27 protein-coding genes and 1 tRNA gene are annotated in these 24,160 nt (G+C 72.5%); 11 read left to right on the forward strand and 17 right to left on the reverse strand.

Translation table 11 applies throughout. The features are described from left to right. Positions 1-8 precede the first annotated feature (8 nt). The 3 genes from betT to ABD091_RS03790 are packed head-to-tail and all read right to left on the reverse strand — an operon-like array spanning position 9 to position 5,298. Positions 9-2,030, reverse strand: a complete 2,022-nt coding sequence (gene betT, locus ABD091_RS03780) for a choline BCCT transporter BetT (protein WP_343915810.1) — start codon at positions 2,028-2,030, stop codon at positions 9-11. Continuing rightward, positions 2,027-3,796 (reverse strand): choline dehydrogenase, encoded by a 1,770-nt coding sequence (gene betA, locus ABD091_RS03785; protein WP_343915811.1) that lies wholly within the window; start codon positions 3,794-3,796, stop codon positions 2,027-2,029. Before betA ends, betT begins: the two co-directional genes overlap by 4 nt. Continuing rightward, positions 3,793-5,298, reverse strand: a complete 1,506-nt coding sequence (locus ABD091_RS03790; protein ID WP_343915812.1) for an aldehyde dehydrogenase family protein — start codon at positions 5,296-5,298, stop codon at positions 3,793-3,795. The genes betA and ABD091_RS03790 overlap by 4 nt, the downstream gene beginning before the upstream one ends. Before the next feature lie 311 nt (positions 5,299-5,609). Here ABD091_RS03790 and ABD091_RS03795 point away from each other — a divergent pair, with 311 nt between their 5' ends. Beyond that, a complete protein-coding gene (locus ABD091_RS03795; protein ID WP_343915813.1) occupies positions 5,610-6,167 on the forward strand; it encodes a calcium-binding protein in 558 nt (185 codons plus the stop codon). A 66-nt stretch (positions 6,168-6,233) separates the two neighbouring features. Continuing rightward, positions 6,234-7,469: an MFS transporter gene (locus ABD091_RS03800; protein WP_343915814.1), complete on the forward strand. Its 1,236-nt coding sequence runs from the start codon at positions 6,234-6,236 to the stop codon at positions 7,467-7,469. A 7-nt stretch (positions 7,470-7,476) separates the two neighbouring features. Here ABD091_RS03800 and ABD091_RS03805 read toward each other — a convergent pair whose 3' ends face one another. From ABD091_RS03805 to ABD091_RS03830, 6 genes are read right to left on the reverse strand one after another with little or no spacing between them, the layout of a single operon-like run. Beyond that, positions 7,477-7,809, reverse strand: a complete 333-nt coding sequence (locus ABD091_RS03805) for a GroES family chaperonin (protein ID WP_343915815.1) — start codon at positions 7,807-7,809, stop codon at positions 7,477-7,479. Positions 7,810-7,821: 12 nt separating this feature from the next. Next, positions 7,822-8,070 (reverse strand): DUF3618 domain-containing protein, encoded by a 249-nt coding sequence (locus tag ABD091_RS03810; RefSeq protein WP_343915816.1) that lies wholly within the window; start codon positions 8,068-8,070, stop codon positions 7,822-7,824. A 10-nt stretch (positions 8,071-8,080) separates the two neighbouring features. Continuing rightward, positions 8,081-8,824, reverse strand: a complete 744-nt coding sequence (locus tag ABD091_RS03815; protein ID WP_343915817.1) for an energy-coupling factor ABC transporter ATP-binding protein — start codon at positions 8,822-8,824, stop codon at positions 8,081-8,083. Further along, complete coding sequence (cbiQ, locus tag ABD091_RS03820; RefSeq protein WP_343915818.1) at positions 8,821-9,489, reverse strand: cobalt ECF transporter T component CbiQ; 669 nt, start codon at positions 9,487-9,489, stop codon at positions 8,821-8,823. Before cbiQ ends, ABD091_RS03815 begins: the two co-directional genes overlap by 4 nt. Next, positions 9,489-9,845, reverse strand: a complete 357-nt coding sequence (locus ABD091_RS03825; RefSeq protein ID WP_343915819.1) for a PDGLE domain-containing protein — start codon at positions 9,843-9,845, stop codon at positions 9,489-9,491. The genes cbiQ and ABD091_RS03825 overlap by 1 nt, the downstream gene beginning before the upstream one ends. Beyond that, the gene (locus tag ABD091_RS03830; RefSeq protein WP_343915820.1) at positions 9,842-10,543 is read right to left on the reverse strand and encodes an energy-coupling factor ABC transporter permease; all 702 of its coding nucleotides are present in this window, start codon (positions 10,541-10,543) and stop codon (positions 9,842-9,844) included. Before ABD091_RS03830 ends, ABD091_RS03825 begins: the two co-directional genes overlap by 4 nt. A gap of 68 nt (positions 10,544-10,611) precedes the next feature. Here ABD091_RS03830 and bcp point away from each other — a divergent pair, with 68 nt between their 5' ends. The 3 genes from bcp to ABD091_RS03845 all read left to right on the forward strand — a co-directional run bounded on the left by bcp (position 10,612) and on the right by ABD091_RS03845 (position 11,731). Beyond that, positions 10,612-11,082, forward strand: a complete 471-nt coding sequence (bcp, locus tag ABD091_RS03835; RefSeq protein ID WP_343915821.1) for a thioredoxin-dependent thiol peroxidase — start codon at positions 10,612-10,614, stop codon at positions 11,080-11,082. A 179-nt stretch (positions 11,083-11,261) separates the two neighbouring features. Continuing rightward, complete coding sequence (locus tag ABD091_RS03840; RefSeq protein ID WP_343915822.1) at positions 11,262-11,609, forward strand: HNH endonuclease signature motif containing protein; 348 nt, start codon at positions 11,262-11,264, stop codon at positions 11,607-11,609. A gap of 40 nt (positions 11,610-11,649) precedes the next feature. Further along, positions 11,650-11,731, forward strand: a tRNA-Leu gene (locus ABD091_RS03845). Between the two features lie 101 nt (positions 11,732-11,832). On the opposite strand, the gene rdgB is transcribed toward ABD091_RS03845, so the two are convergent. From rdgB to ABD091_RS03865, 4 genes are all read right to left on the reverse strand, one after another. Then, positions 11,833-12,438, reverse strand: a complete 606-nt coding sequence (gene rdgB, locus ABD091_RS03850) for an RdgB/HAM1 family non-canonical purine NTP pyrophosphatase (RefSeq protein ID WP_343915823.1) — start codon at positions 12,436-12,438, stop codon at positions 11,833-11,835. Further along, a complete protein-coding gene (gene rph / locus ABD091_RS03855) occupies positions 12,431-13,168 on the reverse strand; it encodes a ribonuclease PH (protein ID WP_343915824.1) in 738 nt (245 codons plus the stop codon). The genes rdgB and rph overlap by 8 nt, the downstream gene beginning before the upstream one ends. 124 nt (positions 13,169-13,292) lie before the next feature. Continuing rightward, positions 13,293-14,078, reverse strand: a complete 786-nt coding sequence (locus ABD091_RS03860) for an ABC-2 transporter permease (RefSeq protein ID WP_343915825.1) — start codon at positions 14,076-14,078, stop codon at positions 13,293-13,295. Continuing rightward, positions 14,075-14,971 (reverse strand): ABC transporter ATP-binding protein, encoded by an 897-nt coding sequence (locus ABD091_RS03865; protein ID WP_343915826.1) that lies wholly within the window; start codon positions 14,969-14,971, stop codon positions 14,075-14,077. The genes ABD091_RS03860 and ABD091_RS03865 overlap by 4 nt, the downstream gene beginning before the upstream one ends. Positions 14,972-15,112: 141 nt before the next feature. Between ABD091_RS03865 and ABD091_RS03870 the strand changes: the two genes are divergently transcribed. The 3 genes from ABD091_RS03870 to ABD091_RS03880 are packed head-to-tail and all read left to right on the forward strand — an operon-like array spanning position 15,113 to position 17,289. Then, positions 15,113-16,279 carry a sensor histidine kinase gene (locus ABD091_RS03870; protein ID WP_343915827.1) on the forward strand — a complete coding sequence of 389 codons (1,167 nt, stop codon included), beginning with the start codon at positions 15,113-15,115 and terminating at the stop codon, positions 16,277-16,279. Beyond that, complete coding sequence (locus ABD091_RS03875) at positions 16,276-16,926, forward strand: response regulator (RefSeq protein ID WP_425571483.1); 651 nt, start codon at positions 16,276-16,278, stop codon at positions 16,924-16,926. The genes ABD091_RS03870 and ABD091_RS03875 overlap by 4 nt, the downstream gene beginning before the upstream one ends. Before the next feature lie 12 nt (positions 16,927-16,938). Continuing rightward, entirely contained in the window at positions 16,939-17,289 is a 351-nt protein-coding gene (locus tag ABD091_RS03880) for a TfoX/Sxy family protein (protein WP_343915829.1), read from the forward strand. Between the two features lie 78 nt (positions 17,290-17,367). Here the strand turns inward: ABD091_RS03880 and ABD091_RS03885 are convergent, their stop codons facing one another. Both ABD091_RS03885 and murI read right to left on the reverse strand, forming a co-directional pair. Beyond that, positions 17,368-18,123 (reverse strand): MBL fold metallo-hydrolase, encoded by a 756-nt coding sequence (locus tag ABD091_RS03885; RefSeq protein WP_343915830.1) that lies wholly within the window; start codon positions 18,121-18,123, stop codon positions 17,368-17,370. Beyond that, the gene (gene murI, locus ABD091_RS03890) at positions 18,120-18,941 is read right to left on the reverse strand and encodes a glutamate racemase (RefSeq protein WP_343915831.1); all 822 of its coding nucleotides are present in this window, start codon (positions 18,939-18,941) and stop codon (positions 18,120-18,122) included. Before murI ends, ABD091_RS03885 begins: the two co-directional genes overlap by 4 nt. Before the next feature lie 77 nt (positions 18,942-19,018). Between murI and ABD091_RS03895 the strand changes: the two genes are divergently transcribed. After that, positions 19,019-19,915: an LLM class flavin-dependent oxidoreductase gene (locus ABD091_RS03895; RefSeq protein ID WP_343915832.1), complete on the forward strand. Its 897-nt coding sequence runs from the start codon at positions 19,019-19,021 to the stop codon at positions 19,913-19,915. Here the strand turns inward: ABD091_RS03895 and ABD091_RS03900 are convergent. Then, positions 19,884-20,837, reverse strand: coding sequence for a LysR family transcriptional regulator (locus ABD091_RS03900; protein ID WP_343915833.1), 954 nt, complete (start codon positions 20,835-20,837; stop codon positions 19,884-19,886). The two genes, ABD091_RS03895 and ABD091_RS03900, sit on opposite strands and share 32 nt — an antisense overlap. A 108-nt stretch (positions 20,838-20,945) precedes the next feature. Here ABD091_RS03900 and ABD091_RS03905 point away from each other — a divergent pair, with 108 nt between their 5' ends. Together ABD091_RS03905 and ABD091_RS03910 are read left to right on the forward strand one after the other, a co-directional pair. Further along, positions 20,946-22,007 (forward strand): class I SAM-dependent methyltransferase, encoded by a 1,062-nt coding sequence (locus ABD091_RS03905; RefSeq protein WP_343915834.1) that lies wholly within the window; start codon positions 20,946-20,948, stop codon positions 22,005-22,007. 25 nt (positions 22,008-22,032) lie between these two features. Continuing rightward, positions 22,033-23,052 carry an alkaline phosphatase family protein gene (locus tag ABD091_RS03910; protein ID WP_343915835.1) on the forward strand — a complete coding sequence of 340 codons (1,020 nt, stop codon included), beginning with the start codon at positions 22,033-22,035 and terminating at the stop codon, positions 23,050-23,052. Here the strand turns inward: ABD091_RS03910 and ABD091_RS03915 are convergent. Next, complete coding sequence (locus tag ABD091_RS03915; RefSeq protein ID WP_343915836.1) at positions 23,049-24,155, reverse strand: DUF3152 domain-containing protein; 1,107 nt, start codon at positions 24,153-24,155, stop codon at positions 23,049-23,051. The two genes, ABD091_RS03910 and ABD091_RS03915, sit on opposite strands and share 4 nt — an antisense overlap. Positions 24,156-24,160 lie beyond the last annotated feature (5 nt).

Raw genomic sequence — 24,160 nt, forward strand, 5'->3', positions numbered from 1 at the left:
AGCTGCCTTCACACCATGCGCAGGAACTCCAGGTGCTGCTCGTACTGGTCGAGGCAGTCGTGGATCACCTGCGTGCCGGTGAAGCCCATGACGTCGTAGTCCTGGCCGCCACCGTCGAGGTGCACCTCCAGTCGTGCGTAGCGCGAGTGGTCACCGACCATGCGCCCGCCGTAGGCGGGCACGGGGTGCTCGGCGAGCTCGACCCGGTAGACGAACGGGTGCTCCCCACCCTCGGTGTGCAGCTCGACGTAGTCGCGGCCGGTCTCGGTCACCGCCTGGACGCCGCGCTCGGTGAGCTCGGTCGCGACGTCGGCCAGGGCGGGCGCGACGACACCGTCGAGGTGGCGACGGGCGTCGTCCGCGTCGACGAAGTTGACGGCGCGGGCCAACCGGTCGCGCCACGCCTCGCGCCCCTCTCGGGTGCCGCGTGCCGACAGCATGGTCGGGAGGTGGTGCTCACCGGCGTCGACCCGGTAGGCCTCGACCCGCAGCGCCTTGAGCAGCCCCCACATGACGAGGACGAGCACGATCGCGAACGGCACGGCGAAGACGATCGTCGCGTACTGCAGTGCGTAGATGCCGCCGACGGCCAGCATCGCGATCGTCAGCACGCCGGTGACGGCGGCCCAGAAGATGCGCATCCACGGCGCGGCGTCGTCCTGCACCGAGCGCAGCTTCGACGACAGGTTGCCCATGACCAGCGCGCCGGAGTCCGCCGACGTCACGTAGAACAGCAGTCCCACGAAGAAGGCGATGACGATGACGACGTTGGCCAGCGGGTAGTCCTGGAGCAGGCTGTAGAAGCCGGCACCGTCGTACTGCTGGGCGACCTCCGCGAAGTCGGCGTCGCCGCCACGCACCCGGTCGATGGCCGCGTTGCCGAAGATCGAGATCCACATGACGATGTAGCTGAACGGGATCACCATGGTGCCGGCCACGAACTGACGGATCGTGCGGCCGCGCGAGATGCGGGCCAGGAACATGCCGACGAACGACGCCCACGCGATCCACCACGCCCAGAAGAACAGCGTCCACAGCGACATCCACTCGGCGTTGTCGACGAAGGCGAAGGTCTCCATCGTCTTGGCCGGGAAGGTGCCGACGAAGTCTCCGACGTTCATGACGACGGCGTTGAGGATGAAGGTGGTCTTCCCGGTCACGAGCACCCAGGCCGCCAGCCCCAGCGCGAGCAGCACGTTGAGCTGCGAGAGCAGCCGGATGCCCTTGTCGACGCCCGTCGTGGCCGAGACGGCGGCCATCGTGACGGCCAGCACGACCAGCGCGATCTGGGCACCGACGCCCACCCCCACGCCGAACAGCACGTTGAGGCCGATGTTGAGGAAGACGACGCCGATGCCGAGGCTGGTGGCCACGCCGAAGACCGTGCCGAGCACCGCGGCGGTGTCGACCGCATGGCCCAGGGGCCCGTCGATCCGCTTGCCGAACACCGGGTGCAGCGCGGATCGCACGGCCAGGGGCAGGTTGGCCCGATAGGCGAAGTAGCCCAGCGCCAGGCCCATGAGGGCATACATCGCCCACCCGGTGATGCCGTAGTGGAAGAGCGTCCACACCGTGGCGTCCCGGGCTGCCTGGACGCTCTCGGCCTCGCCGGTCGGCGGTGCGACGTACTGCGTGACCGGCTCGACGACGGAGTAGAACATCACGTCGGTGCCGATACCGGCCGCGAAGAGCATCGAGGCCCACGCGAAGGTGGAGAACTCCGGTCGCGAGTGGTCGGGACCCAGGCGCACGTTGCCGTAGCGGGAGATGCCCAGGTAGAGGACGAAGAGCAGGATCACCGTGGCCAGCAGCACGTAGAACCAGCCGAAGCCCGTCGTCACCGTGCCGACCAGGTCGGCCAAGGTGTTCTCGGCGTTCTTGGGTGCTACCAGGGCCCAGACGGCGACCAGGCAGATCACGACCGCGGACGGCACGAAGACCGCCATCCGTGCCGGCGGGCCGCCCCACCGGCCGTCGCCGGACCCTGCTTCGGGTCCCTCGGTCTCGACCGGGCGGGTGTCGGTGCTCATGCGTTGCCTCCTGTCGTGCCGGTCTGCCGGGCGCCGGCGGCGCTGGGCAGGGCGGACTTCGCGTCCCACGCGTCGTTGCGGGGGTCGCCGGGCGGGTACGGCGGCATCCCGGCGCCGTGGCGGTACCACGGCACCTCCTCCGCGGGCAGCGGGGTGTTGCCGGCGATCAGGTCGGCCGCCTTCTCCGCCACCATCATCACCGGTGCGTAGATGTTGCCGTTGGTGACGAACGGGAAGACGGAGGCGTCGACGACGCGCAGGCCCTCGGTGCCGTGGACGCGCATGGTCGAGGGGTCGACGACGGCCATGTCGTCGGTGCCCATCTTGGCGGTGCACGACGGGTGGAGCGCCGTCTCGGCGTCCTCCGCGACCCAGTCGAGGATCTCCTGATCGGTCTGCACCGACGGTCCCGGCGAGATCTCGCCGCCGCTGAAGGCGGCGAACGCCGGCTGCTCGAGGATGGTCCGGGCCGCCCGGACCATCTCGATCCACTCCCGACGGTCGTTCTCGGTCGAGAGGTAGTTGAAGAGGATCGAGGGGTGCTCGCGCGGGTCCGTGGACCTGATCCGGACGTGGCCGCGGGTGTCGGCGAACATGGGCCCGATGTGGACCTGGTAGCCGTGGACGCCGTAGTCGGACTCCGCGGGCTTGCTGCCGTCGTAGCGGATCGCGATCGGGAGGAAGTGGAACATCTCGTTGGGCCACTCCACCTCGTCGTTGGAGCGGATGAACCCGCCCGCCTCGAAGTGGTTGGACGCGCCGACGCCCTTGCGGGCGAAGAGCCACTCGGCGCCGATCCGCGGCTTGTGGTGGTGGGCCAGCCAGGGCGCGATCGACACCGGCTGCTTGGAGGAGTGCTGGATGTAGACCTCGAGGTGGTCCTGCAGGTTCTCCCCCACCCCGGGCAGCTCCACCGACGGCGTGACGCCCGCCGCGCGCAGGTGCTCCGGGTCGCCGATGCCGGCGAGCTGCAGCAGCTGGGGGCTGTTGAACGCGCCACCGCAGAGGACGACCTCACCGGCCGTGACCGACCGGTGGAGCTTGCCGCCGCGGGTGTAGTCGACACCGGTGGCCCGGTTGCCGTCCATCCGGATGCCGGTGACGAACGCCAGGGTCTCCACGTCGAGGTTCTTGCGGTGCATCACCGGGTGGAGGTAGGCCCGCGCCGCCGAGAGCCGGCGACCACGGTGGACGTTGCGGTCGAACTTCGCGAAGCCCTCCTGGCGGTAGCCGTTGACGTCGTCGGTCAACGCATAGCCTGCTTGCTGCACGGCCTCGAAGAAGGCACCGAAGAGCGGCGAGGTCGCGGGGCCCCGCTCGAGGACGAGCGGCCCCGAGCCACCCCGCCAGCTGTCGGCGCCGGCGAGGCAGGTCTCCATCCGCTTGAAGTAGGGCAGGCAGTGGGCGTAGTCCCACGCCTCCATCCCCTGCTCCGCGGCCCACCGCTCGTAGTCCATCGGGTTGCCGCGCTGGAAGATCATGCCGTTGATCGAGCTCGAGCCCCCGAGCACCTTGCCGCGCGCGTGGAAGACCCGGCGGCCGCCCATGTGGGGCTCCGGGTCCGACTCGTACTTCCAGTCGTAGAGCTTGTTGCCGATCGGGTAGGGCAGCGCGGCCGGCATGTGGATGAAGGGGTCGAGCTTCGAGTCGTTGCGACCCGCCTCCAGCACCAGGACGTTGGTCGAGGGGTCGGCTGAGAGCCGGTTGCCCAGCGCCGACCCGGCCGACCCTCCGCCGACGATGACGTAGTCGTAGTGCTTCCTCACTGGTCGCCTCCGGTCCGGTCGGGGAACCAGCCGGCGGGGGCCGGCCGGGTGTTGTGCCAGACGTGCTTGGTCTCGCGATACTCCTCGAGGCCCATCAGCCCCAGCTCGCGGCCGTTGCCGGACTGCTTGAAGCCGCCCCACTCCGCCGCGGCGACGTAGGGGTGGTAGTCGTTGATCCAGATCGTGCCGTGGCGCAGCTTCGACGCGACGCGCTCGGCGCGGCCGGCGTTCTCGCTCCACACCGCGCCGGCCAGGCCGTAGATCGTGTCGTTGGCGAGGCTGATCGCCGCCTGCTCCGCCTGCTCGCGCGTCTCGCCCTCGAAGGTCTCGACGGTGAGCACGGGCCCGAAGGACTCTTCCCGCACGCAGCGCATGTCGGTGGCGCAGTGGTCGAGGATCGTGGGCTCGAAGTACCAGCCCGCGTCGTACGCCGCGCCCTCCGGGCGACCACCGCCGCAGCGCAGCTCCGCCCCGTCCTCGAGCGCGTCGGCGACGTACTGCTCGACCTTGGCCCGGTGGGCCTCGCTGATGAGCGGCCCGGTCTCGGCGTCGTCGTCGAACGGCCCGCCGAGTCGGATGTCCTGCGCGCGTGCCACGAGCTGGTCGACGACCTGGTCGTGGACGCTCGCCTCGACGATGAGCCGGGCCCCGGCCGAGCAGACCTGGCCGGAGTCGAGGAAGACCGCGGTCAGCGCGTTGTCGATCGCGGCCGGCAGGTCGGCGTCGGCGAAGACCACGTTGGGGTTCTTGCCACCGAGCTCGAGCGCCACGCGCTTCACGGTCGCCGCCGCGTCGGCCATGATCCGCTTGCCGGTCTCGAGGCCGCCGGTGAAGGAGACCAGGTCGACCCGCGGGTCGTTGACCAGCGGCGCACCGGCGCTGGCGCCGGCGCCGAGGACGAGGTTCGCCACGCCGTCGGGCAGGCCGCAGTCCTGCAACGCTCGCATCAGCCACATCGAGGTGCTCGGGGTGAGCTCGCTGGGCTTGAGGACGAAGGTGTTGCCCGCGGCCAGGCAGGGCGCGACCTTCCACGCCGTCTGGAGCAGCGGGTAGTTCCACGGCGTGATGAGCGCGCAGACGCCCACCGGCTCGTGGACCACGCGGCTCGACACGTCGGGCATCCCGGTGTCGACGACCCGGCCCGCGTCGGCGGTCGCGACGTCGGCGAAGTGGCGGAAGACGCTGACGATGTCGTCGACGTCGATCTGCGACTCCACGAAGCGCTTGCCGGTGTCGAGCGACTCGAGCCGGGCGACCTCGTCCTTCTCGGCCTCGAGCCGGTCGGCGAGCCGTCTCAGCAGCGCGGCGCGCTCCACGGCAGGCGTCGAGGGCCACGGGCCCTCGTCGAACGCCGCACGCGCCGCAGCCACGGCTGCCACCGCGTCCGCCTCCGTCGCCTCCGCGACGACGACGACCTCCCGGCCGTCGGCCGGGCACGTGATCTTCCTGGTTCCCGAGTCCTGTGCGGCGACCCACGCGCCGTCGATGAACAGGGTGTCCATGGCCTCCCTCTGCGGTTGGTCCTGCCTCAGTGTCCTGCGCAGTACTCCCCCGACGCCACTGGTCTGGACCAACGACGGTTCCTCGCACAGGTGGTGGGACCGGGCGACGTGCACCCGTGACGGCTCCCGGTGGACCCCGCCCGAACGGGATTGGCCACCAGCCGCGCCGCGGTCGCCCGCGACGGTGCCGGTCAGAGATCGACCGGCCACAGCAACCTAGCGACCTCGACGTCACTTCCGCCACTCGCACAACCAGCGCACTCATGCGTGCGTCTCCGGAACAGCAGGCACCACGAACGAAGGGGAGACACATGCGCAACACACTCACGGGGTGGTTGGTCGCCGCCGGAGTCGCGGGATCGATCGTCCTCAGCGGTGGACCCGCTGTGGCCGAGGTCCTCCGGGGCACGGCCGGCGGCGACGTCCTCCGAGGCTCCGCGCAGGACGACGAGATCTACGGCAAGGCGGGCCACGACCGGCTCGTCGGCCTGGCCGGGTCCGACTCGCTGGAGGGGCAGCGGGGCAGGGACGTGCTGAAGGGTGGCGCCGGCCACGACAACGCCTACGGCGGTCCCGGCGACGACGTCCTCCGCGGCGGCCCCGGGCGCGACCACCTCGAAGGGGGCGCCGGCGACGACGTCATCCGCAGCGGTCGGCACGACGACCTCGAGATCGAGGACGGGCCCGGGGCCGACCGAGTGCGGCTGGGCCGGGGCGACGACTTCATCTACGTGGCTCGCAACGACGGCGATCCCGACGTCTTCCTGTGCGGGCCCGGGCACGACACCGTGGGCTACCAGCAGGGGCCGGACCCGGCCGACACCCTCCACGGGTGCGAGGACGTCGTCGACGTGGCGAATCCCGGCTGAGCCGGTCCGCCGCCGCACACGATGTGGCGGCGCAGCAGCGCGCGGCTCCTGTCTAGGGTGACGGTCGTGTCGTCGTTCAGCCGGTTCTGGTGGGGCGAGGCGGTCTCGGGCATGGGCACGGCCATCACGACCCTCGCCCTGCAGACCCTCGTCCTGGTGACGCTGGACGGAGGACCGACCGAGGTCGGGTGGCTGAGCTCGGCCCGGTGGATGCCCTACCTCGTGCTCGGCCTGGTGGTCGGGGCGCTGGTGGACCGGGTACGCCGCCGTCCGGTGATAGTGGCCACCGACCTCGCCCGAGCCGCGCTGCTCGCCTCGATCCCCCTCGCCTGGAGCCTCGACGTCCTGACCCTGCCGCTGCTGCTGGCGGTCGTGGTGGCGTTCGGAGTCGCGTCACTCGTCAACGACGCGGCCTCGCTCTCGTTCGTGCCGCGACTCGTCCCGTCCGACCGGCTGCAGTGGGCGCACGCACGGCTGGACGGTGCGGGAGCGGTCGCCCAGACCGGCGGCCCCGCGCTCGCGGGAGCACTGGTCCGGCTCGTCGGCGCTCCGCTCGCCGTGCTGGTGGACGCCGCGACCTACCTGTTCGCGGCCGCCACGACGGCCTCGCTCACCCGCGTCGAGGAGCCGCGCGGACCCGTCGCGGAACGGAGGCCGCTGATCGGCGAGGTCGTCGAGGGCGCACGGTGGGCCTACGGCGGGTCCGGGCTCCGCCGCCTGGCGCTCTCGACCCATGTCTGGTTCGCGGGGCAGACCGTGCTCATCGTGCTCGTCGTCCCGTTCGCCTACCTGCGGCTCGACCTCACGGCACTGCAGGTGGGGCTCGTCCTCGCCGTCGGTGGTGTGGGAGCACTGGTCGGCGCCACCACGAGCACCGCCGTCGGTCGGGCGGTGGGGACCGGCGGCGCCGTGATCACCAGCCATGCCGTCAGCGCCGTGGCCGTCCTCGTCATGGTGGGCGCGGCCGCCCTGCCGGATGGATGGCAGGCAGCGGTCGTGCTCGCTCTCGGCCAGCTCGGGCACGGCTGGGCGATGGGCGTCAGCAACTCCCACGAGATGGCGTTCCGCCAGTCGCGCACGCCGGACGGGCTCCAGGCTCGCACCAACACCACGCTGCGCTCGCTCAACCGAGCCGTCATCGTCGTCGTCTCGCCCGTCGCCGGGGTCGCGGCCGACCGGATCGGGACCGGGGCCGTCCTGGCCTCGGCGGCCGTCGCCTTCGGCGTCGCTGCGCTGATGCTGGCGTTCTCGCCGTTCCGCCACACCCGGGTGTACGTCGACGAGGCGGTTCCGGCGCCGTGACCGGGCCTCAGAGGTAGAGGCCCGTGAGGTCGTCGCTGCCGTCGGAGAGGCGGTCGGCGGCGACGGCGTGGACGTCGCGCTCGCGCATCACCATGTAGAGCTCGCCGTGGACCTCGACCTCGGACTTGTCGTCGGCGTCGAAGAGCACCCGATCGCCCTTCTCGACGGCACGGGCGTGGGGACCGACGGCGATGACCCGTGACCAGGTCAGGCGCCGCGCGCCCATCGCGGCCGTCGCCGGGATCACGATGCCGCCGCTCGAGCGGCGCTCGCCGGACTCGCGGTCGACCTCGACCAGCACCCGGTCGTGGAGCATCCGGATGGGCGCACCGTCGGTCATGACGACGCCCGCTCAGCGCGCGACGCGGCGTACGGCCACGAAGAGCGCGACCGCGCCGACGACGGAGCCGGCGACCTTGAGGATGTTGTCGGTGCGCGGGGCGCCCGTGGCGGGGTCGACGAAGTACTGCTTGATGCTGGTGACCTCGCGGCTCACGATCGTCTTCGGGTGGGCACGGTGGAGGAGCTCGTCGATCGTGTGGGCGAGACGCTCCCGCGTCTCCTCGATCTCGTGCTCCAGCGACGTCACCTCGTTGCTCACGTGCGCAACGCTATCCGATCGTGCGCGGGTCGAACCCGAAGGGCAGCTCGAGGCGGTGCTCCTTCATCAAGACGTCGTCGGTCAGGACGTCGAAGGTCGCGCCGTCGGCGACGACCGCGCCCTCGGCGAGGACGACCGAGCGGGGGCACAGCTCGAGCGCGTAGGGCAGGTCGTGGGTGACCATCAGGACGGTCACGTCGAGCGAGCGGAGGATGTCGGCGAGCTCGCGTCGCGACGCCGGGTCGAGGTTGGAGGACGGCTCGTCGAGGACGAGGATCTCCGGCTCCATCGCGAGCACGGTCGCGACCGCCACGCGACGCCGCTGGCCGAAGGAGAGGTGGTGGGGCGGCCGGTCGGCGAACTCGGCCATCCCGACCTGCTCCAGCGCGTCCATCACCCGGCGGTCGAGCGCCGCACCCCGGACCCCGAGGTTGGCCGGACCGAAGGCGACGTCCTGGCGGACGCTGCCGAGGAAGAGCTGGTCGTCCGGGTCCTGGAAGACGATGCCGACCCGGCGGCGTACGTCCTGCAGGTTCTGCTTCACCACCGGCAGCCCGCTCACCGACACGGTCCCGGCGTCGCCGGTCAGGATGCCGTTGAGGTGGAGCACCAGGGTCGTCTTGCCGGCACCGTTGGGCCCGAGGAGGGCGACCCGTTCGCCGCGGTGGACGTGGAGGTCGACGCCGCGGAGCGCGGCGTGGCCGTCGGGGTAGGCGTAGACGAGGCCCTGCACGTCGAGGGTCGGGGTGCTCATGAGGGAAGCCTGCCGGTGTAGCCGCGGGAGAGCATCGCGAGGTGGACCCGCTCCCCCCGCTCGTAGGAGCGGATGAACAGGGCGCCGAGCGACCGGGCCAGCGCGGGCCAGTGGCGCGGGCGTCGCGGGTCGCAGCCGCGCGAGCGCATCGCCGTCAACATCCTCGACAGCTCGCCGGAGACCACGTCGAGGTAGCGGATCATGAAGCCCATGATCTGCACGACCAGCTGCGGCATCCGGAGCCGCTCGAGGCCGCGGAGGACGTCCTGCGGCTCGGTCGTCGCCGCCAGCGTCAGGGAGGCGAGCACACCCAGGGTGCCCTTCACGAGCAGGCCCCAGGCCGCGAGGAGGCCCGGCTCGCTGACGGCGACGCCGAGCACCTCGACCTGCGGGCCGTGGGCGATGAACGGCATCAGCAGCGCGAAGACGACGAACGGCACCTCGACGACGAGGCGCTTGAGCAGGTAGGTGACGGGGACCCGGCTCGCGGCGATGACGACGAGCAGCAACGACAGGTGCAGGAGGTAGGCCGCGAACCACTCGCGCGGCGTCGCCACGACGAGCAGCACGAACCCCAGCAGCGCCAGGATCTTGTGGTGGGGCTGGGCCCGGTGGACGACCGAGTGCCCGTGGAAGTGGAGCCGGTGGCCGTGACCGGCGCCCATCAGCGCTCGCTCGGGACGGGCGCGCGGTCCACGTCGGCCCCGTCGGCGCCACTGCCGCCGCGGCGGCGTACGGCGAACGCGATGCCGCCGGCGAGCAGCAGGGTGACGCCGATGCCGATCACGCCGGCCAGGCCACCGGCCAGGCGTTGGTCGTCGACACCCTTGACGGCGTAGTCGGCCATGGGGCCGTCGGCGGCGGCGTGGTCACCGGCGGAGTCGATGAAGCCGACCTCCTCCGCGACGTACTCGAGGCCGTCGGGGTGCGAGGAGGCGTAGAAGCTCACGACGCCGCCGAGGACGAGCGCGACGAGCAGCCCGCTGAGGAGGAAGGTCTTGGTCTTCATCGCGGTCTTCACGCGGCGGCCTGCTGGCCGGTCGAGGCGACGAGGGCCTCGCGCCGCGCACGGAGTGCGGGCCGGGCACCGAAGCAGAGGTCCGGTCGGGCGGCGACGACGCTGCTGACGACCAGCCCGGTGATGAGCGCCTCGCCGACACCGATCAGGACGTGCCAGCCGAGCATCGCGGTCAGCATGGTGTCGAGCGGGACCGGCGCCTGGCCGCCGATGGCGAACAGCCCGACGAAGACCGCCGCGGTGACCGGGACGCTGACGAAGGCCGCGACGCCGGCCGCGGCGGGCACGATCGACAGCCTCGTCGGCAGCACGGCGCGGAGACCGGCGAAGACCAACCAGCCGACCCCGACCGCGACGATCGAGAAGAGCGAGATGTTGGTGCCCAGCGCGGTGATGCCGCCGTCGGCGAACAGCAGTCCCTGCACCAGCAGCACCACCGCGAGGCAGAGGGCGGCCGTCCACGGTCCGACGAGCACGGCCGCGAGCGCTCCCCCGAGGAGGTGACCGCTGGTGCCGGCGCCGACCGGGAAGTTGAGCATCTGGGCGGCGAACACGAACGCCGCGACGAGCCCGGCCATGGGGGCGGTACGGTCGTCGAGTTCACGGCGGGCGCCGCGCAGGGCCACCGCGATCCCGGCCACCGCGACCGCGCCGGTGGCGATCGAGGTGGGCGCGTCGAGGAAACCGTCGGGGACGTGCATGTCGCACACACTACGTTGTTGCACATAATTCGCAACAACTGCCCGACCGGACAGGAGCAACCCCACCCATGAGCCAGCAGCTGTCACCCGGCGACCAGGCCCCCGACTTCACCCTCACCTCCGACACCGGCGACCAGGTGAGCCTCGCCGACCTGCGCGGACGCAAGGTGATCGTCTACTTCTACCCCGCCGCGATGACGCCCGGCTGCACCAAGCAGGCCTGCGACTTCTCAGAGTCGCTCGACTCCCTCAAGGACTCCGGCTACGAGGTGCTCGGCATCTCCAAGGACAAGCCCGCCAAGCTGGCCAAGTTCCGCGAGCGCGACGCCCTCACCCTCCCGCTGCTCTCCGACGAGGACCTCGCGGTCCACCAGGCCTACGGGGCCTACGGCGAGAAGAAGCTCTACGGCAAGGTCGTCGAGGGCGTCATCCGCTCCACGTTCGTCCTCGACGAGGACGGCAAGGTCGAGGTCGCGCAGTACAACGTCAAGGCCACCGGCCACGTCGCCAAGCTCCGCCGCGACCTGGGTCTCGACTGATCGCGACTGTCGGCGGTCGCCCCTAGCGTCGTGGTGTGACTAGCGGCCGGAGGAAGTACACCCCGGAGATCTTGTCCGACGCCGTGTCCCGCAGCACCTCTGTGGCCGGTGTCCTCCGACATCTGGGGCTGAACCAAGCCGGTGGGACTCATGCCCACATCAGTCGAACGATCAAGGCGATGGGCCTGGACACGTCGCACTTCGTTCGCCACCAGAACGGCGCCGGGCCGTGGTCACGCCGGCTGGCGGGCGACATCCTCACCGTGGTGCCTCGGGGGTCACGCCGCACCAACCCTGCTCTGCTCCGTCGCGCTCTGACCGACGTCGGACGTCCGTACGAGTGCGATTGGTGCGGCAACACCGGGTGGTGGAACGGGCGCGAGCTCCGACTCGCTGTGGACCACATCGACGGCGACTACCACAACAACCGGGCCGGCAACCTGCGCTACCTCTGCCCCAACTGCCACTCGCAGACCGAGTCCTTTGCCGGTCGAAGCAGGGGGAAGTACACGCACATCGACCCGTGAGAACAGCTACACCGTCGGGCCGCCTAGGCTGACGTCACTCGCCGGAGTGGTGGAATCGGTAGACACGCGGCACTTAGGATGCCGTGCCTTCGGGCGTGGGGGTTCAAGTCCCTCCTTCGGCACCGACTGAACACACCTGTCCGGTGACGAAGTGACGGCTCGATCCGTTCCCAGGGCCTGGAAGTGACGGCTCGACGGCTTGGAAGGGCGCGGAAGTGCCCGGTCAGCGGAGGGCGTGGGCCACCAGAGGGGCGATCTGGCGGAGGGCCCGGCCGCGGTGGCTGATGGCGTCCTTGTCCGTGGGCGACAGCTCGGCGGTCGTGAGGTCGGGGTGCTCGACGGCGGCGAAGAGCACGTCGTAGCCGAAGCCGCCGCTCCCCCGGAGCTCGCGCAGGACCCGGCCGTCCATCCGGCCCTCGACGACGAGCTCCGTGCCGTCGGGGTGGCAGAAGGCGACGGCGCACGCGAAGTGGGCCGTACGCCGCTCGTCAGGGACGTCGGCGAGCTGGTCGAGCAGCAGCCGGTTGTTGCGGGCGTCGTCCTTCGGCGGGCCGGACCAGCGCGCGGACAGCACGCCGGGCATCCCGTTGAGGGCGTCGACGCAGAGTCCGCTGTCGTCGGCCAGCGTCGGGAGCCCCGTCGCCGCGAGCCCGGCCCGGGCCTTGAGCAGCGCGTTGCCCTCGAAGGTCGGCTGGTCCTCCACCGGCTCGGCGTACTCGACGACGTCGTCGAGCCCGAGCACCCGCACGCCCTCGACGATCGGGGCGAGGATCCGCTCCATCTCGCCGAGCTTCTTGGTGTTGCGGGACGCCAGGAAGACCTCAGCCACCGGTCGCCAGCGCTTCCTGCTGGATGCGGGTGAGGTCGGCGCAGCCCTTCTCGGCCAGGCCGAGGAGCGCGTCGAGCTCGGCCCGGTCGAAGGCCGCGCCCTCGGCCGTGCCCTGGACCTCGATGAACTTCCCGTCGCCGGTCATCACGACGTTCATGTCGGTCTCGGCCCGGACGTCCTCCTCGTAGGGGAGGTCGAGCCGCGGGGCGCCGTCGATGATGCCGACGCTGACCGCGGCGAGGGAGCCGGTGAGCGGCTCGCCGTGGAGCGCGCCGGTCGAGCGCAGGTGGGAGACCGCGTCGGCGAGCGCGACGTAGGCGCCGGTGATCGCGGCGGTTCGGGTGCCGCCGTCGGCCTGGAGGACGTCGCAGTCGAGGACGATCGTGTTCTCGCCGAGTGCCTTGTAGTCGATGACCGCGCGCAGCGAGCGCCCGATGAGGCGGGAGATCTCGTGGGTGCGGCCACCGATCTTGCCGCGCACCGACTCGCGGTCGGAGCGGGTGTTGGTCGACGCCGGCAGCATCGCGTACTCGGCGGTGACCCAGCCCAGGCCCGAGCCCTTGCGCCAGCGCGGGACTCCCTCGGTCGCGGACGCCGCGCACAGGACCCGGGTCCTGCCGAACTCCACCAGGACCGAGCCGGCCGCGTGGTCGAGCCAGTGGCGGGTGATCGTGATCGGGCGGAGCTCGTCGTCGGCGCGGCCGTCGGCGCGCGTGGCGGTGCTGTTCATGCCCCCGACCCTAGTGACCGCACGAGAAGGCGGGTCGAGCCCCACCCCCGTGGAAGACCCGACCCGCCGGCTCTCGCGCCCGGCCGAGACCGGGCAGTGTTCGTACTGACTGTCAGTGTGACCCTTACTTGGGCTCTGCGCGAAGCAAACGCCAGAGACCGATCGCGAAGGGCAGGACCAACCAGATGGTGCCGCTGACCAGCAGCTGGGCGACCTCCTCGCCGTTCGGCGTGTAGTCACCGGTGAACAGCGGGGTCTGCGCGGTGTTGAACTCGATCCAGGGAGCGAGGTCGGCGAACCACTCCTGGAAGCTGGCGAGGATGCCGACGGCGATCGGCAGCACCAGGCTGTAGATGAAGTAGGTGACGATCGCCGCCGGGCTGTTCATCAGCACCATGCCGATGGCGAAGCCGAGCAGGATGCTGATGAGGTTGGCGATGAGGAAGCCGTTGACCAGGATCTCGGTCTCGACCGTCCACTCACCGCCACCCAGCACGGTGCCGAACGCGCCGACCGCCAGGGCGAGGACGATCAGTCCCGCACCCAGCACCAGCGCCCCGCAGAGCTTGGCCGCCACGACCCGGCCACGATGGGGCTCGAGCGCGAAGGTCACCAGGCCGGTCCGCTGGCTCCACTCGCTGGTGACCATCAGGATGACGAGGATCGGCAGGAAGTAGCCGAGCACGGCACCCGAGACCCCGAGGACGTCGCCGAAGGTCTGGGCCTCGTCGGGTGCTGCCAGCGCGTAGATCGTCACGACGAGCAGGCAGAGGCCGACGATCGAGCCGGTGAACCACCGTCCGGCCCGGGTGTCGAGCGCCTTGCGGAGCTCGACCCGGACCAACCGGGAGAACGGCACCCGCGGGGTGCCGCTCACGTCGAGGGTCATGGGTGCCTGGGTGGTGGTCATGCGTTGCCCTCTCGCTGGGTGTCGGCGGTGAGCTCGAGGAACAGGTTCTCCAGGCCGCCGTCGGCGCCCCGGAGGTCGGTGAGGACGATCCGCTCGGCGGCCGCGACGCGGCCCACCTCGACCGGCTCGGCCTCGACGCTGAGGCCCTCGCCCGCGGCGTGGGCCGACAGGCCCGCGGCGTCGAGCGCCTTGGTGAGCGCGTCCATGTCCTCGGCGGTGACGAGCGTGCCGGTGTGCCGCTCCGCGAGCAGCGAGCGCCGGTCGCCCTGGGCGACGATCCGGCCGCGGCCGATGAGGATCATCTCGTCGGCGATCTGCTCGACCTCGTGGAGCAGGTGGCTGGAGAGCAGGACGGTCCCGCCGCGGTCGGCGTACCCCTTCAGCAGGGAGCGCATCCACCGGATGCCGGCGGGGTCGAGGCCGTTGGCCGGCTCGTCGAGGATCAGCACCGACGGGTCCCCGAGGAGCGCGTGGGCGACGCCGAGGCGCTGGCGCATGCCGAGCGAGTAGTTGCGCAGCCGCCGCTTGGCCTCGGGGCCGGTGAGCGAGACCAGCTCGAGCATCTCCTCCACCCGGCTGTCCGGGAGCCCCATCGTGCGGGCCCCGATCGTCAGCACCTCGCGGCCCGTGCGGCCGTTGTGCTGGGCGGAGGCGTCGAGCAGGACGCCGACGTGACGACCCGGGTTGGGGATGTCGGCGTAGCGCAGCCCCCCGATGGTCACCGTGCCGCGGGTCGGCGGGGTCAGCCCCACCATCGCGCGCATCGTCGTCGTCTTGCCTGCTCCGTTGGGCCCCAGGAAGCCGGTCACCCGGCCGGGCTCGCAGCGGAACGACACGTCGTCGACGGCCGTGAAGCCGCCGTACGACTTGGTCAGTCCGGTCACCTCGATCACGGGCACCAGCCTGCCGCGGCGCCCGCCCCTGCGGATCCGTCGCAGGGATGAGTTCCGGCGCCGCGACCGCGACCAAAGTATGAGGACCGCGCGACCCGGGCATGCTGTCGGCGTCGGTCGCAGGGTCCTACGCTCGTCGTCGTGGAGCGACCCGACCCCGCGGAGTACCAGCCGCGGCTGACCCTGTGGGGTCACGCGTGGCGCTACACGATCTGCCTGCTGCTGTCGGCCCTGGTCTGGAGCAGCACCTTCCGCGGCCAGTGGGACGACTACCGCTGGCTCTGGTGGATCGACCTGGTGGTCGGTGTCGCGTGCTACGTCCTCGTGCTCTACCGACGCCGGTGGCCGCTGGCGGTCACGCTCGCCACGGCGGTCGCGTCGCTCGTCTCCGGCGTCGCCGCCGGCCCGGGCACGCTCGCCGCGGTCTCGCTCGCGACCCGGCAGCGGCTCGGGCCGATCGCGATCGCCGCGGCGGTCGGCCTCGTCTGCTACCAGGGCTACGTCGACACCCAGCCGATCGAGAACGCCGAACCCTTCTGGGTCGGCTTCGCCTTCAACGTCGCGATCACGATCGCGATCTTCGGGTGGGGGATGTATCTCGGCTCCCGCCGCATCCTGCTGTGGTCGCTGCGGCAGCGGGCCGAGCGGGCCGAGACCGAGCAGGCGATGCGGGTCGCCCAGGCCCGCACGACCGAGCGCGCGCGGATCGCCCGCGAGATGCACGACGTCCTCGCCCACCGGATCTCCCAGATCTCCCTCCACGCCGGCGCGATGGCCTACCGCGACGACCTCGACGCCGTCGCGCTCCGCGACAGCGCCCAGGTCGTGCGGAGCCAGGCCCACGAGGCCCTCACCGAGCTGCGCGACGTCCTCGGCGTGCTGCGCGACCCCGGCACCGGCGAGATCGCCGAGCGGCCGCAGCCGACCTACGCCGACGTCGCGTCGCTGGTCGCCGAGGCCCAGGACGAGGGTCTCGCGGTCACCTTCGACGACCACCTGTCCGCGCGCGCCGAGGCGCTGCCCGAGGTCGTGGGCCGCACCGTCTACCGGATCGTGCAGGAGGGCATCACCAACGTGCGCAAGCACGCACCCGGGGCCCGACTGCGGGTCGAGGTCAGCGGCAGCCCGGACACGGGCATCGACATCAAGCTGCGCAACCCGCTCGGTTTCGGCCCGACCACGACGCCCGGCAGCGGTCTCGGGCTGGTCGGGCTGACCGAGCGCGCGGAGCTCCGCGGCGGCACGCTCGAGCACCGTCGTGACGGCGCCGACTTCGAGCTCCACGGGTGGCTGCCGTGGCGGACGTGACGCGGGTCCTCGTCGTCGACGACGACCCCTTGGTGCGCTCGGCCCTCAGCCTGATGCTCGGCGGCCAGCCCGACCTCGACGTGGTCGGCGAGGCGCCGGACGGACGGGTGGCGATCGCGCTGACGGCCAAGCTGCGCCCCGACATCGTGCTCATGGACATCCGGATGCCCGTGCTCGGCGGTCTCGAGGCGACCCGCGAGCTCCACCGGCGGTCGGACCCGCCGCGCGTCATCGTGCTGACGACCTTCGACGCCGACGAGCACGTCGTCGGCGCGCTCGCGGCGGGCGCCGACGGCTTCCTGCTCAAGGACACCCCACCGCCGGAGATCGTCGCCGCGATCCGCACCGTGGTGGCCGGCGACCCGATGCTCTCCCCGACCGCCACCCGCACCCTCATCGAACGGCTGCGTCGCGAGACCGGGGACGACCGGGTCGCGTCGGCGCGCACGGCGCTGCAGGCGCTCACCGACCGGGAGCTCGACGTCGCCCGCGAGGTCGGCCACGGCCTCAGCAACGCCGAGATCGCGGCCCGCCTCCACCTGTCGGTGCCGACGGTGAAGGCCCACGTGTCCCGGGTCTTCGACAAGCTGCAGGTGACGAACCGGGTCCAGATCGCGATCCTGGTCCACGACGCCGGGATGGAATGAGAGGACGACGCCATGCCCTACGACGACGAGCTCGCCGAACGGATCCGGTCGGCGATCGCGGCCGAGCCGGGCGTGACCGAGAAGAAGATGTTCGGCGGGCTCGGCTTCATGGTCGACGGCCACATGGCGATCGCCGCGGCCAGCGACGGCGGGGCGATGCTGCGGGTCGATCCCGAGTCGTCCGCCGACCTGCTCGCCCGGCCGGGCGTCACGCCGATGGAGATGCGGGGTCGGGCGATGACCGGCTGGCTCCACCTCGACCCGGCGTCGGTGGCCACCGACGAGTCGGTGGCGGCGTACGTCGCGACGGGGGTCGCCTATGTCCGCACCCTCCCGCCGAAGGGCCGAGTCGCGGATCTGTGACAGCTCAGTCGCGGACTTGTGCACACTCGGGTGTCACGGACCCGCGACTCGCCAGTCACAAACCCGCGACTCGCGCGACTAGAGCTCGATGACGTCGCCGGCACGGGCGAGCGAGGTCGGGCCGTCGTAGGCCGCCCGCGCCTCGCGCAACGACTGCTCGGGGTCGTGCCACGGCGGGACGTGGGTGAGCAGCAGCCGCTTGACGCCCTGGCGGGCGGCGGTCTCGCCGCAGTCGGCGCCGGTGAGGTGGATGCCCGGCGGGTTGTCGGCGAGCGTGTGGAACGAAGCCTCGGCGAGCAGCAGGTCGACCTCGCGGGCGACGTCCTCGAGGCCCTGGCACGGCGCGGTGTCGCCGGAGTAGCCGAGCGTCACACCGTCGGCGGTGACCCGCAGCCCGAAGGCGTGGACGGGGTGCTCGACCCGGATCGCCTCCACCCGGAACGGCCCGAGGTCGACCGGCTCGCCGTGCTCGCGGAAGTCGAAGTCGTCGTGCATGCCGGGGTCGAGCGGGAGGTCGTAGGCACGCGCCATCCGGTCGGCGGTGCCGGGCGGCCCCCACACCGGCACCCGGGGCTGCGGTCCGTCGGGGTGGTAGCGGCGCAGCACGTGGTAGCCGCAGAGGTCGAGGCAGTGGTCGGCGTGGAGGTGGCTGAGGAAGACCCCGTCGATCGCCAGCGGGTCGGCGTAGCGGTGGAGCGGACCGAGGGCACCGGAGCCGAGGTCGAGCAGGATCCGCCAGGTGCGGCCCTCGTGGTCGGACTCCAGGAGGTAGCAGCTCGCCGGCGAGTCGGGTCCGGGATAGCTGCCGGAGGAGCCGACCACGGTCAGCCTCATGCGAGACCGCCGGCGAACTGGGTGGCCATCGCGAGCTCGTTGCCGAGGAAGCGACGGCCGATGGTGGCGAAGTCGTCGGGGGCTCCGGTGGTGAGGAACTCGTAGGTCGGTTCACCGCCGTCGCGCATCAGGTCGGTCTCGACCAGCATCTTGTAGACGTCCTTGGCGCACTCCTCCGCGCTGGAGACCAGCGTGACGCCGTCGCCGACGACGAGCTGCACGACGGCGGTCAGCAGCGGGTAGTGGGTGCAGCCGAGGACGAGGGTGTCGACGCCGGCCTCGGTGAGCGGCTCGAGATAGTCGCGGGCGACGGCGAGCAGCTCGTCGCCACCGGTGATGCCGGCCTCGACGAAGTCGACGAAGCGCGGGCAGGCCCGCACCAGCAGGTCGACCTGCGGCGCCGCTGCGAAGGCGTCCTCGTAGGCCATCGACTCGGCGGTGGCGCGGGTGCAGATGACGCCGATCCGGCCGGCGTGGGTGGCGGCCACGGCACGGCGGGTGGCCGGCAGGATCACCTCGACCACCGGCACGTCGTACCTCTCGCGCGCGTCGCGCAGCACCGCGGCCGACGCCGAGTTGCAGGCGATGACCAGCGCCTTCACACCACGGTCGACGAGGTGGTCGAGGCACTCGAGCGCGTACTCGCGTACCTCCGCGATCCGCTTCTGGCCGTAGGGCTGGCGGGCGGTGTCGCCGAGGTAGACGACCGACTCGTGCGGCAGCTGGTCGATGACCGACCGGGCGACGGTGAGGCCGCCGAAGCCGGAGTCGAAGATGCCGATCGGCGCGTCGCGGTCGACCCCGGTGGCTGCTGGCACAGCCGCAAGGCTACGACCACGGCACCCCGGCTGGCACGTCGACGCGGCGGACGTCACGTCGGGGGCAGAATGCCGGGATGGAGCTCGGGGTGCACCTGCCGCAGGTCGACCTGGGCGGCGAGGGTCTCTCGCTGGAGCGGCTCACCGAGGTGGCCCGCGCTGCGCGCGAGGGTGGGTACGCCGCCGTGTCGGCCAACGACCACGTCCACTTCGGCGTCCCGTGGCTCGACGGACCGACCGCGCTGGCCGCCGTCGTCGAGCACACCGGCGACCTCGAGCTCGCCACGACCGTGGCGCTGCCGACGGTGCGCGGCCCGCTGCCGCTCGCCAAGGCGTTGCTGGCGCTCGACGTCCTCTCGGGGGGTCGGGTGGTGGCCGGCGTCGGGGCGGGCTCGTCGCGCCACGACCTGGCCTCGGTCGGGGTCGACTTCGACGACCGGTGGCGTCGTCTCGACGACGACGCCTCCCTGCTGCGCAGGGTGCTCCGCGGTGACCCGGCTCCCGGCGGGCGGCTCGACCCCGGACCCGTGCGGCCCGGCGGCGTGCCGCTGTGGCTGGCGAGCTGGGGATCACCGGCCGGCCTACGCCGCGTCGCCCGGTGGGGCGACGGGTGGCTCGCGTCGGCCATGCACACCGACCCGGGACGGCTCGCCGACGGCCGGCTGCTGCTGCGGGACGAGCTCGCCGCGGCCGGGCGCGGCGACCTGCCGGTCGCGGTCGCGACGGCGTGGACCTGGGTGACCGAGGACCGGGCGGAGGCAGAGCGGGTCGTGCGCGACCGTCTGGCGCCGGCGCTGGGCGCCGACGCCGACGCCCTCCACTCACGGGTGTGCGTCGGCCCGGCCGGGCACTGCGCCGACCTGCTGGCGGCGTACGCCGAGGCCGGGGTGACCCGTACCTACCTGTGGCCGGTGGCCGACGACGTGCGCCAGCTGGCGCTGGTCAGCGAGCACGTCCTCCCACGCCTCGCCTGACGGGCGGCGGCGCGGCGGTGCGGTAGCGCCGGGTGCTGGCCACCAGCGCGTCGAGCATCGCCTGCGTCGCGGGCGCGGGGAACGCGTCCTCGGGTCGGACCGCCACCACCCGCCGGGACGGGACGCCGCTGCGGACCCGCACCACCTCCGTCCCCGGCAGCAGCGCCTCGGCGGCCAGCCCCGGGATCACCGCGACCCCCAGGCCGGCGGCGACGAAGGCCTGCACGGCGACGTAGTCGTCGGAGGAGAAGCGGACCTCGGGCTCGAAGCCCGCGGCCCGGCACCGCTCGCGGACGATCCGGAACCACGAGGCTCCGGGGAGACCACCCACCCACGGCTCCTGCGCCAGCGCGGTCAGGTCGGCCACCGGACGCCCCGCGAGCGGGTGGCCCGCGGGGAGCACCAGGCGGAACTCGTCGTCGAGCAGCGGCACGCGATGGAGCGGCCGGCCGGTGCTCACCGGCAGGTCGGGGTGCTCGTAGACCAGCGCCACGTCGAGCTCGCCGTCGTCGAGGCGCGGCAGCAGCCGCTGGAGGTGGTCGTCGACCACGGTCAGGCTGAGGGTGGGCAGCGCGCGGCGTACGCCGGCGAGCGCCTCGGGCACGAAGGTCGCGAGCGCGGACGGAAAGCTGCCGAACCGCAGCCGGGCCGCCCGCCGTCCGGCGATCTCGGCGAGCTCCTGCTCGGCGCTGTCGAGCCGGGCGAGCGCGGCCCGGCCGTGGCGGGCGACCGCGTGGCCGGCCTCCGTGAGTCCCGCGGGCCGGGTGTCGCGCTCGACCAGGGCCAGGCCCAGCCGCTGCTCCAGGGTCGCGACGTGCTGGCTCACGGCCGACTGGCTGACGCCGAGCTCCCGGGCCGCCCCCGAGAACGAGCCCTGGGCGTCGATCGCGCACAGCACGCGCACGGCGCGCAGGTGTTCCATCAGCATTGCTTATGGACCTCCAGCCTCATCCGTTGAGGCTAATCCCGCGGACTCCCTACCGTCCACGGACCACCACCCACGGACCATCACTTACGGAGGGAACCCACCATGACCACCACCCAGATCGACGGGGACCGCCTCATGTCCTTCGTCTTCCGCGCCGTCGACGAGGTCGGCGCCACGCTCAACGCCGCCCTCGTGGTCCTCGGCGACCGCCTCGGCTGGTACCGCGCCCTCGCCGGCGGACCGCTGACACCGGAGGAGCTCGCGGCCGCCACCGGCACCGACGAGCACTACGTCCGCGAGTGGCTCGGCGCCCAGGCGGCCGGCTCCTTCGTCGACTACGACGCCACGACCGGCCGGTTCTCGCTGCCGGCCGAGCACGCCGTCGCCCTCACGGACGAGTCGAGCCCGGCGTTCCTGCCGGGCCTGTTCCAGATCGCCGTCGGCACCGTCGCCGACGCCGGCCGGGTCGCCGAGGTCGCCCGTGCCGGCGGCGGTGTCGGCTGGCACGAGCACAACACCGACGTCCACCACGGCTGCGAGCGGTTCTTCCGACCCGGCTACCACGCTCACCTGGTGCAGGAGTGGCTCCCGGCGGTCGGGGTGGTCGACGTCCTGCGTGGCGGCGGCCGGGTCGCCGACGTCGGCTGCGGCCACGGCGCCTCGACGGTGCTCATGGCCCAGGCGTTCCCGGAGGCGACGTTCGTCGGCTCCGACTACCACCGCGCCTCGGTCGAGGTCGCCCGGCAGCGCGCGGCCGACGCCGGAGTCGCCGACCGCGTCAGCTTCGAGTGCGCCTCCGCCCAGGACTTCGGGGGTGGCGGGTTCGACCTGGTGACGACGTTCGACGCGCTGCACGACATGGGCGACCCGGTCGGCGCCGCGCGCCACGTCCGGCAGGCGCTGGCCGACGACGGGACCTGGATGATCGTCGAGCCCATGGCCGGCGACCGGCTCGAGGACAACCTCAACCCGGTCGGCCGCACCTACTACGGCTTCTCCACGCTGCTGTGCACGCCCGCGTCCCTGTCGCAGGAGGTCGGCCTGGCGATCGGCACCCAGGCGGGTCCCGAGCGGGTCCGGGAGATCGTGGCCGAGGCCGGGTTCACGCGATTCCGGTCGGCCGCCGAGACCCCGTTCAACCGGGTCCTGGAGGTGCGCCCCTGACCGCGCGGCGGCGTACGCTCGGCCCGTGGCCAACCCGCGCTGGTGCCTCGCCGTCCTGCTCGCTCTCGTCGCGACGCTGCTCGTCGCACCGGGCGCGTCCGCCCGCGCCGACCGTGGCGCGCAGCCCCGGAAGGCTCCCCGCACCACCCGGGTCGTCGTCATCACGCTCGACGGCTTCGGGACCTACGCCCTCCGGCGGCTGGGACCCGACCGCGCCCCGGTCCTGCACCGCATGCTGGACCGGGGCGCCGGCACGCTCGACGCGCGGACCGAGCGCGAGATGACGGCGACGCTGCCCAACCACACGGGCATGGTCACCGGCCGCCGGATCGAGGCCGACCACGGCGGCCACGGCGTCTTCTGGAACGACGAGCGCCTCGAGCCGGCCACCGTGCAGGAGGCGGCCGGCCACCGGGTCGCCTCGATGTTCTCGGTGGTACGAGCGGACGGCGGCCGCCCCGCGCTCTTCACGTCGAAGCCGAAGCTGAGCTTGCTCGACCGCTCCTGGCCGCAGGGCATCGCCCGGTTCGTGCTGGAGCCGAACAACGACACGCTCGCCCGGATGACTCGCCGCGACCTGCGGCACCGCGGTCGGGCGTTGACGATGCTCCACCTCTCGTGGCCTGACGGTGCCGGGCACGAGCACGGATTCTCCTCCAAGGCCTACCTGGAGGCGTGCGAGCACGCCGACCAGCTGGTCGGGACGGTGCTGCGCACGATCCGGTCGAAGCGGTCGCTGCGCCGCCACACGGCCGTGGTCGTGACCGCCGACCACGGCGGCCGGGGCGATGGCCACGACGACCCCACGAAGCTAGCGAACTACCGGATCCCCTTCGTGGCGTGGGGGGCCGGGGTGGCCGACGGCGCCGACCTCTACGACCTCAACCCCGACTACCGCGACCCGGACCACCGGCGGACCCGCTACCAGGCCGCGCGCCAGCCGGTCCGCAACGGCGACGTCGCCAACGTGGTGGTCCGGCTGCTCGGCCTCGACCCGGTCCCTGGGAGCCGGTTCGGGCGTGACGCCGCGCTCGACCTGCGCTAGTCGTACCAGCGCTCGGAGGCGAGCGGCCAGGGGTTGTGTCGGCAGCCGTCGAGGCCCTTCGACTGCTGCTGCATGACCGGCGCCAGGTCGCCCCGGCCGGTGCAGCCGCGGTGGGCGTGCCCGAGCCAGTGGCCGGTCTCGTGGTTGACCACCATGTGGCGGTAGCCGCGCAGCGGCTGCCCCGCGGAGTTCCACGACGGCGACGCGTGCTTCCAGCGGGTCTGGTTGATGATCACGTAGCGCCCGACCCGGCAGCTCCACTGGGCGCTGCAGACCGAGGAGAACCGCGGCACCTCGCTGGCCTCGGCGAGGACCACGGAGAAGTCGCCGCCCTGCGACACCCGGCGGAACGCGACGCCGGCGGAGCGCCAGCCACGCGGGTCGGCGAAGGTCTCGGCGACCTGGCGCCGGAAGACCTTCATGCGCGCCGTGATGTGGCCGCGGGTCTCGATCCGGTAGGTCGCCGTACGCCGGACCGGCCGGAGGTGGCCGATCCTCGGGCCACGGCGCGAGGTCGCCGTGGTGGTCCGGTAGCCCTCCTTGCGAGCCGTGACCCGGACCTGGACCCGGTGGCCGACGTCGGTGTGGTCGAGCCGGTAGCGGCGACGGGTCGCGCCGTCGATCGGCGTGCCGTCGCGCAGCCAGCGGAAGGACGTGCGCACGCGCGGCTGCCTCCAGTCGCCCGTGTCGGCAGTGAGCCGGCGGGTCCAGCGCCGGGTGCCGGTCACCCCGGGGCGCTCGAGCAGCTCGAGCTCGGCCTTCCGCACCCGCGTGGTCGGCTCGCTGACCGCCGGCTCGGACGGCTGACCCAGGGAGTCGGTCGCCGTGACGACCACCGAGAGCCGAGCCCGGATGTCGTCGAGCCGGGGGACGTAGCGTCGCGCGGTCGCCCCGTCGATCGGGTCGCCCGCACGCAGCCACTGATAGCTGAAGGTGAGGCCCTCGGCGGGCTCCCAGGTGCCGGGCTCGGCGCGCAGCTCGCCGCGGAAGACGGGGTCACCGGTGACCGTGGGCGGCGACGTCGGCACCGGCGGCTCGGTGGTGCCGGCGTTGGCCACGCCGGGCACGAACGTGGCGGCCAGGGTCAGGACGACGGCTGCCACGGTCT

This window comes from Nocardioides aestuarii, from assembly GCF_039527245.1.
GTDB lineage: Bacteria > Actinomycetota > Actinomycetes > Propionibacteriales > Nocardioidaceae > Nocardioides > Nocardioides aestuarii.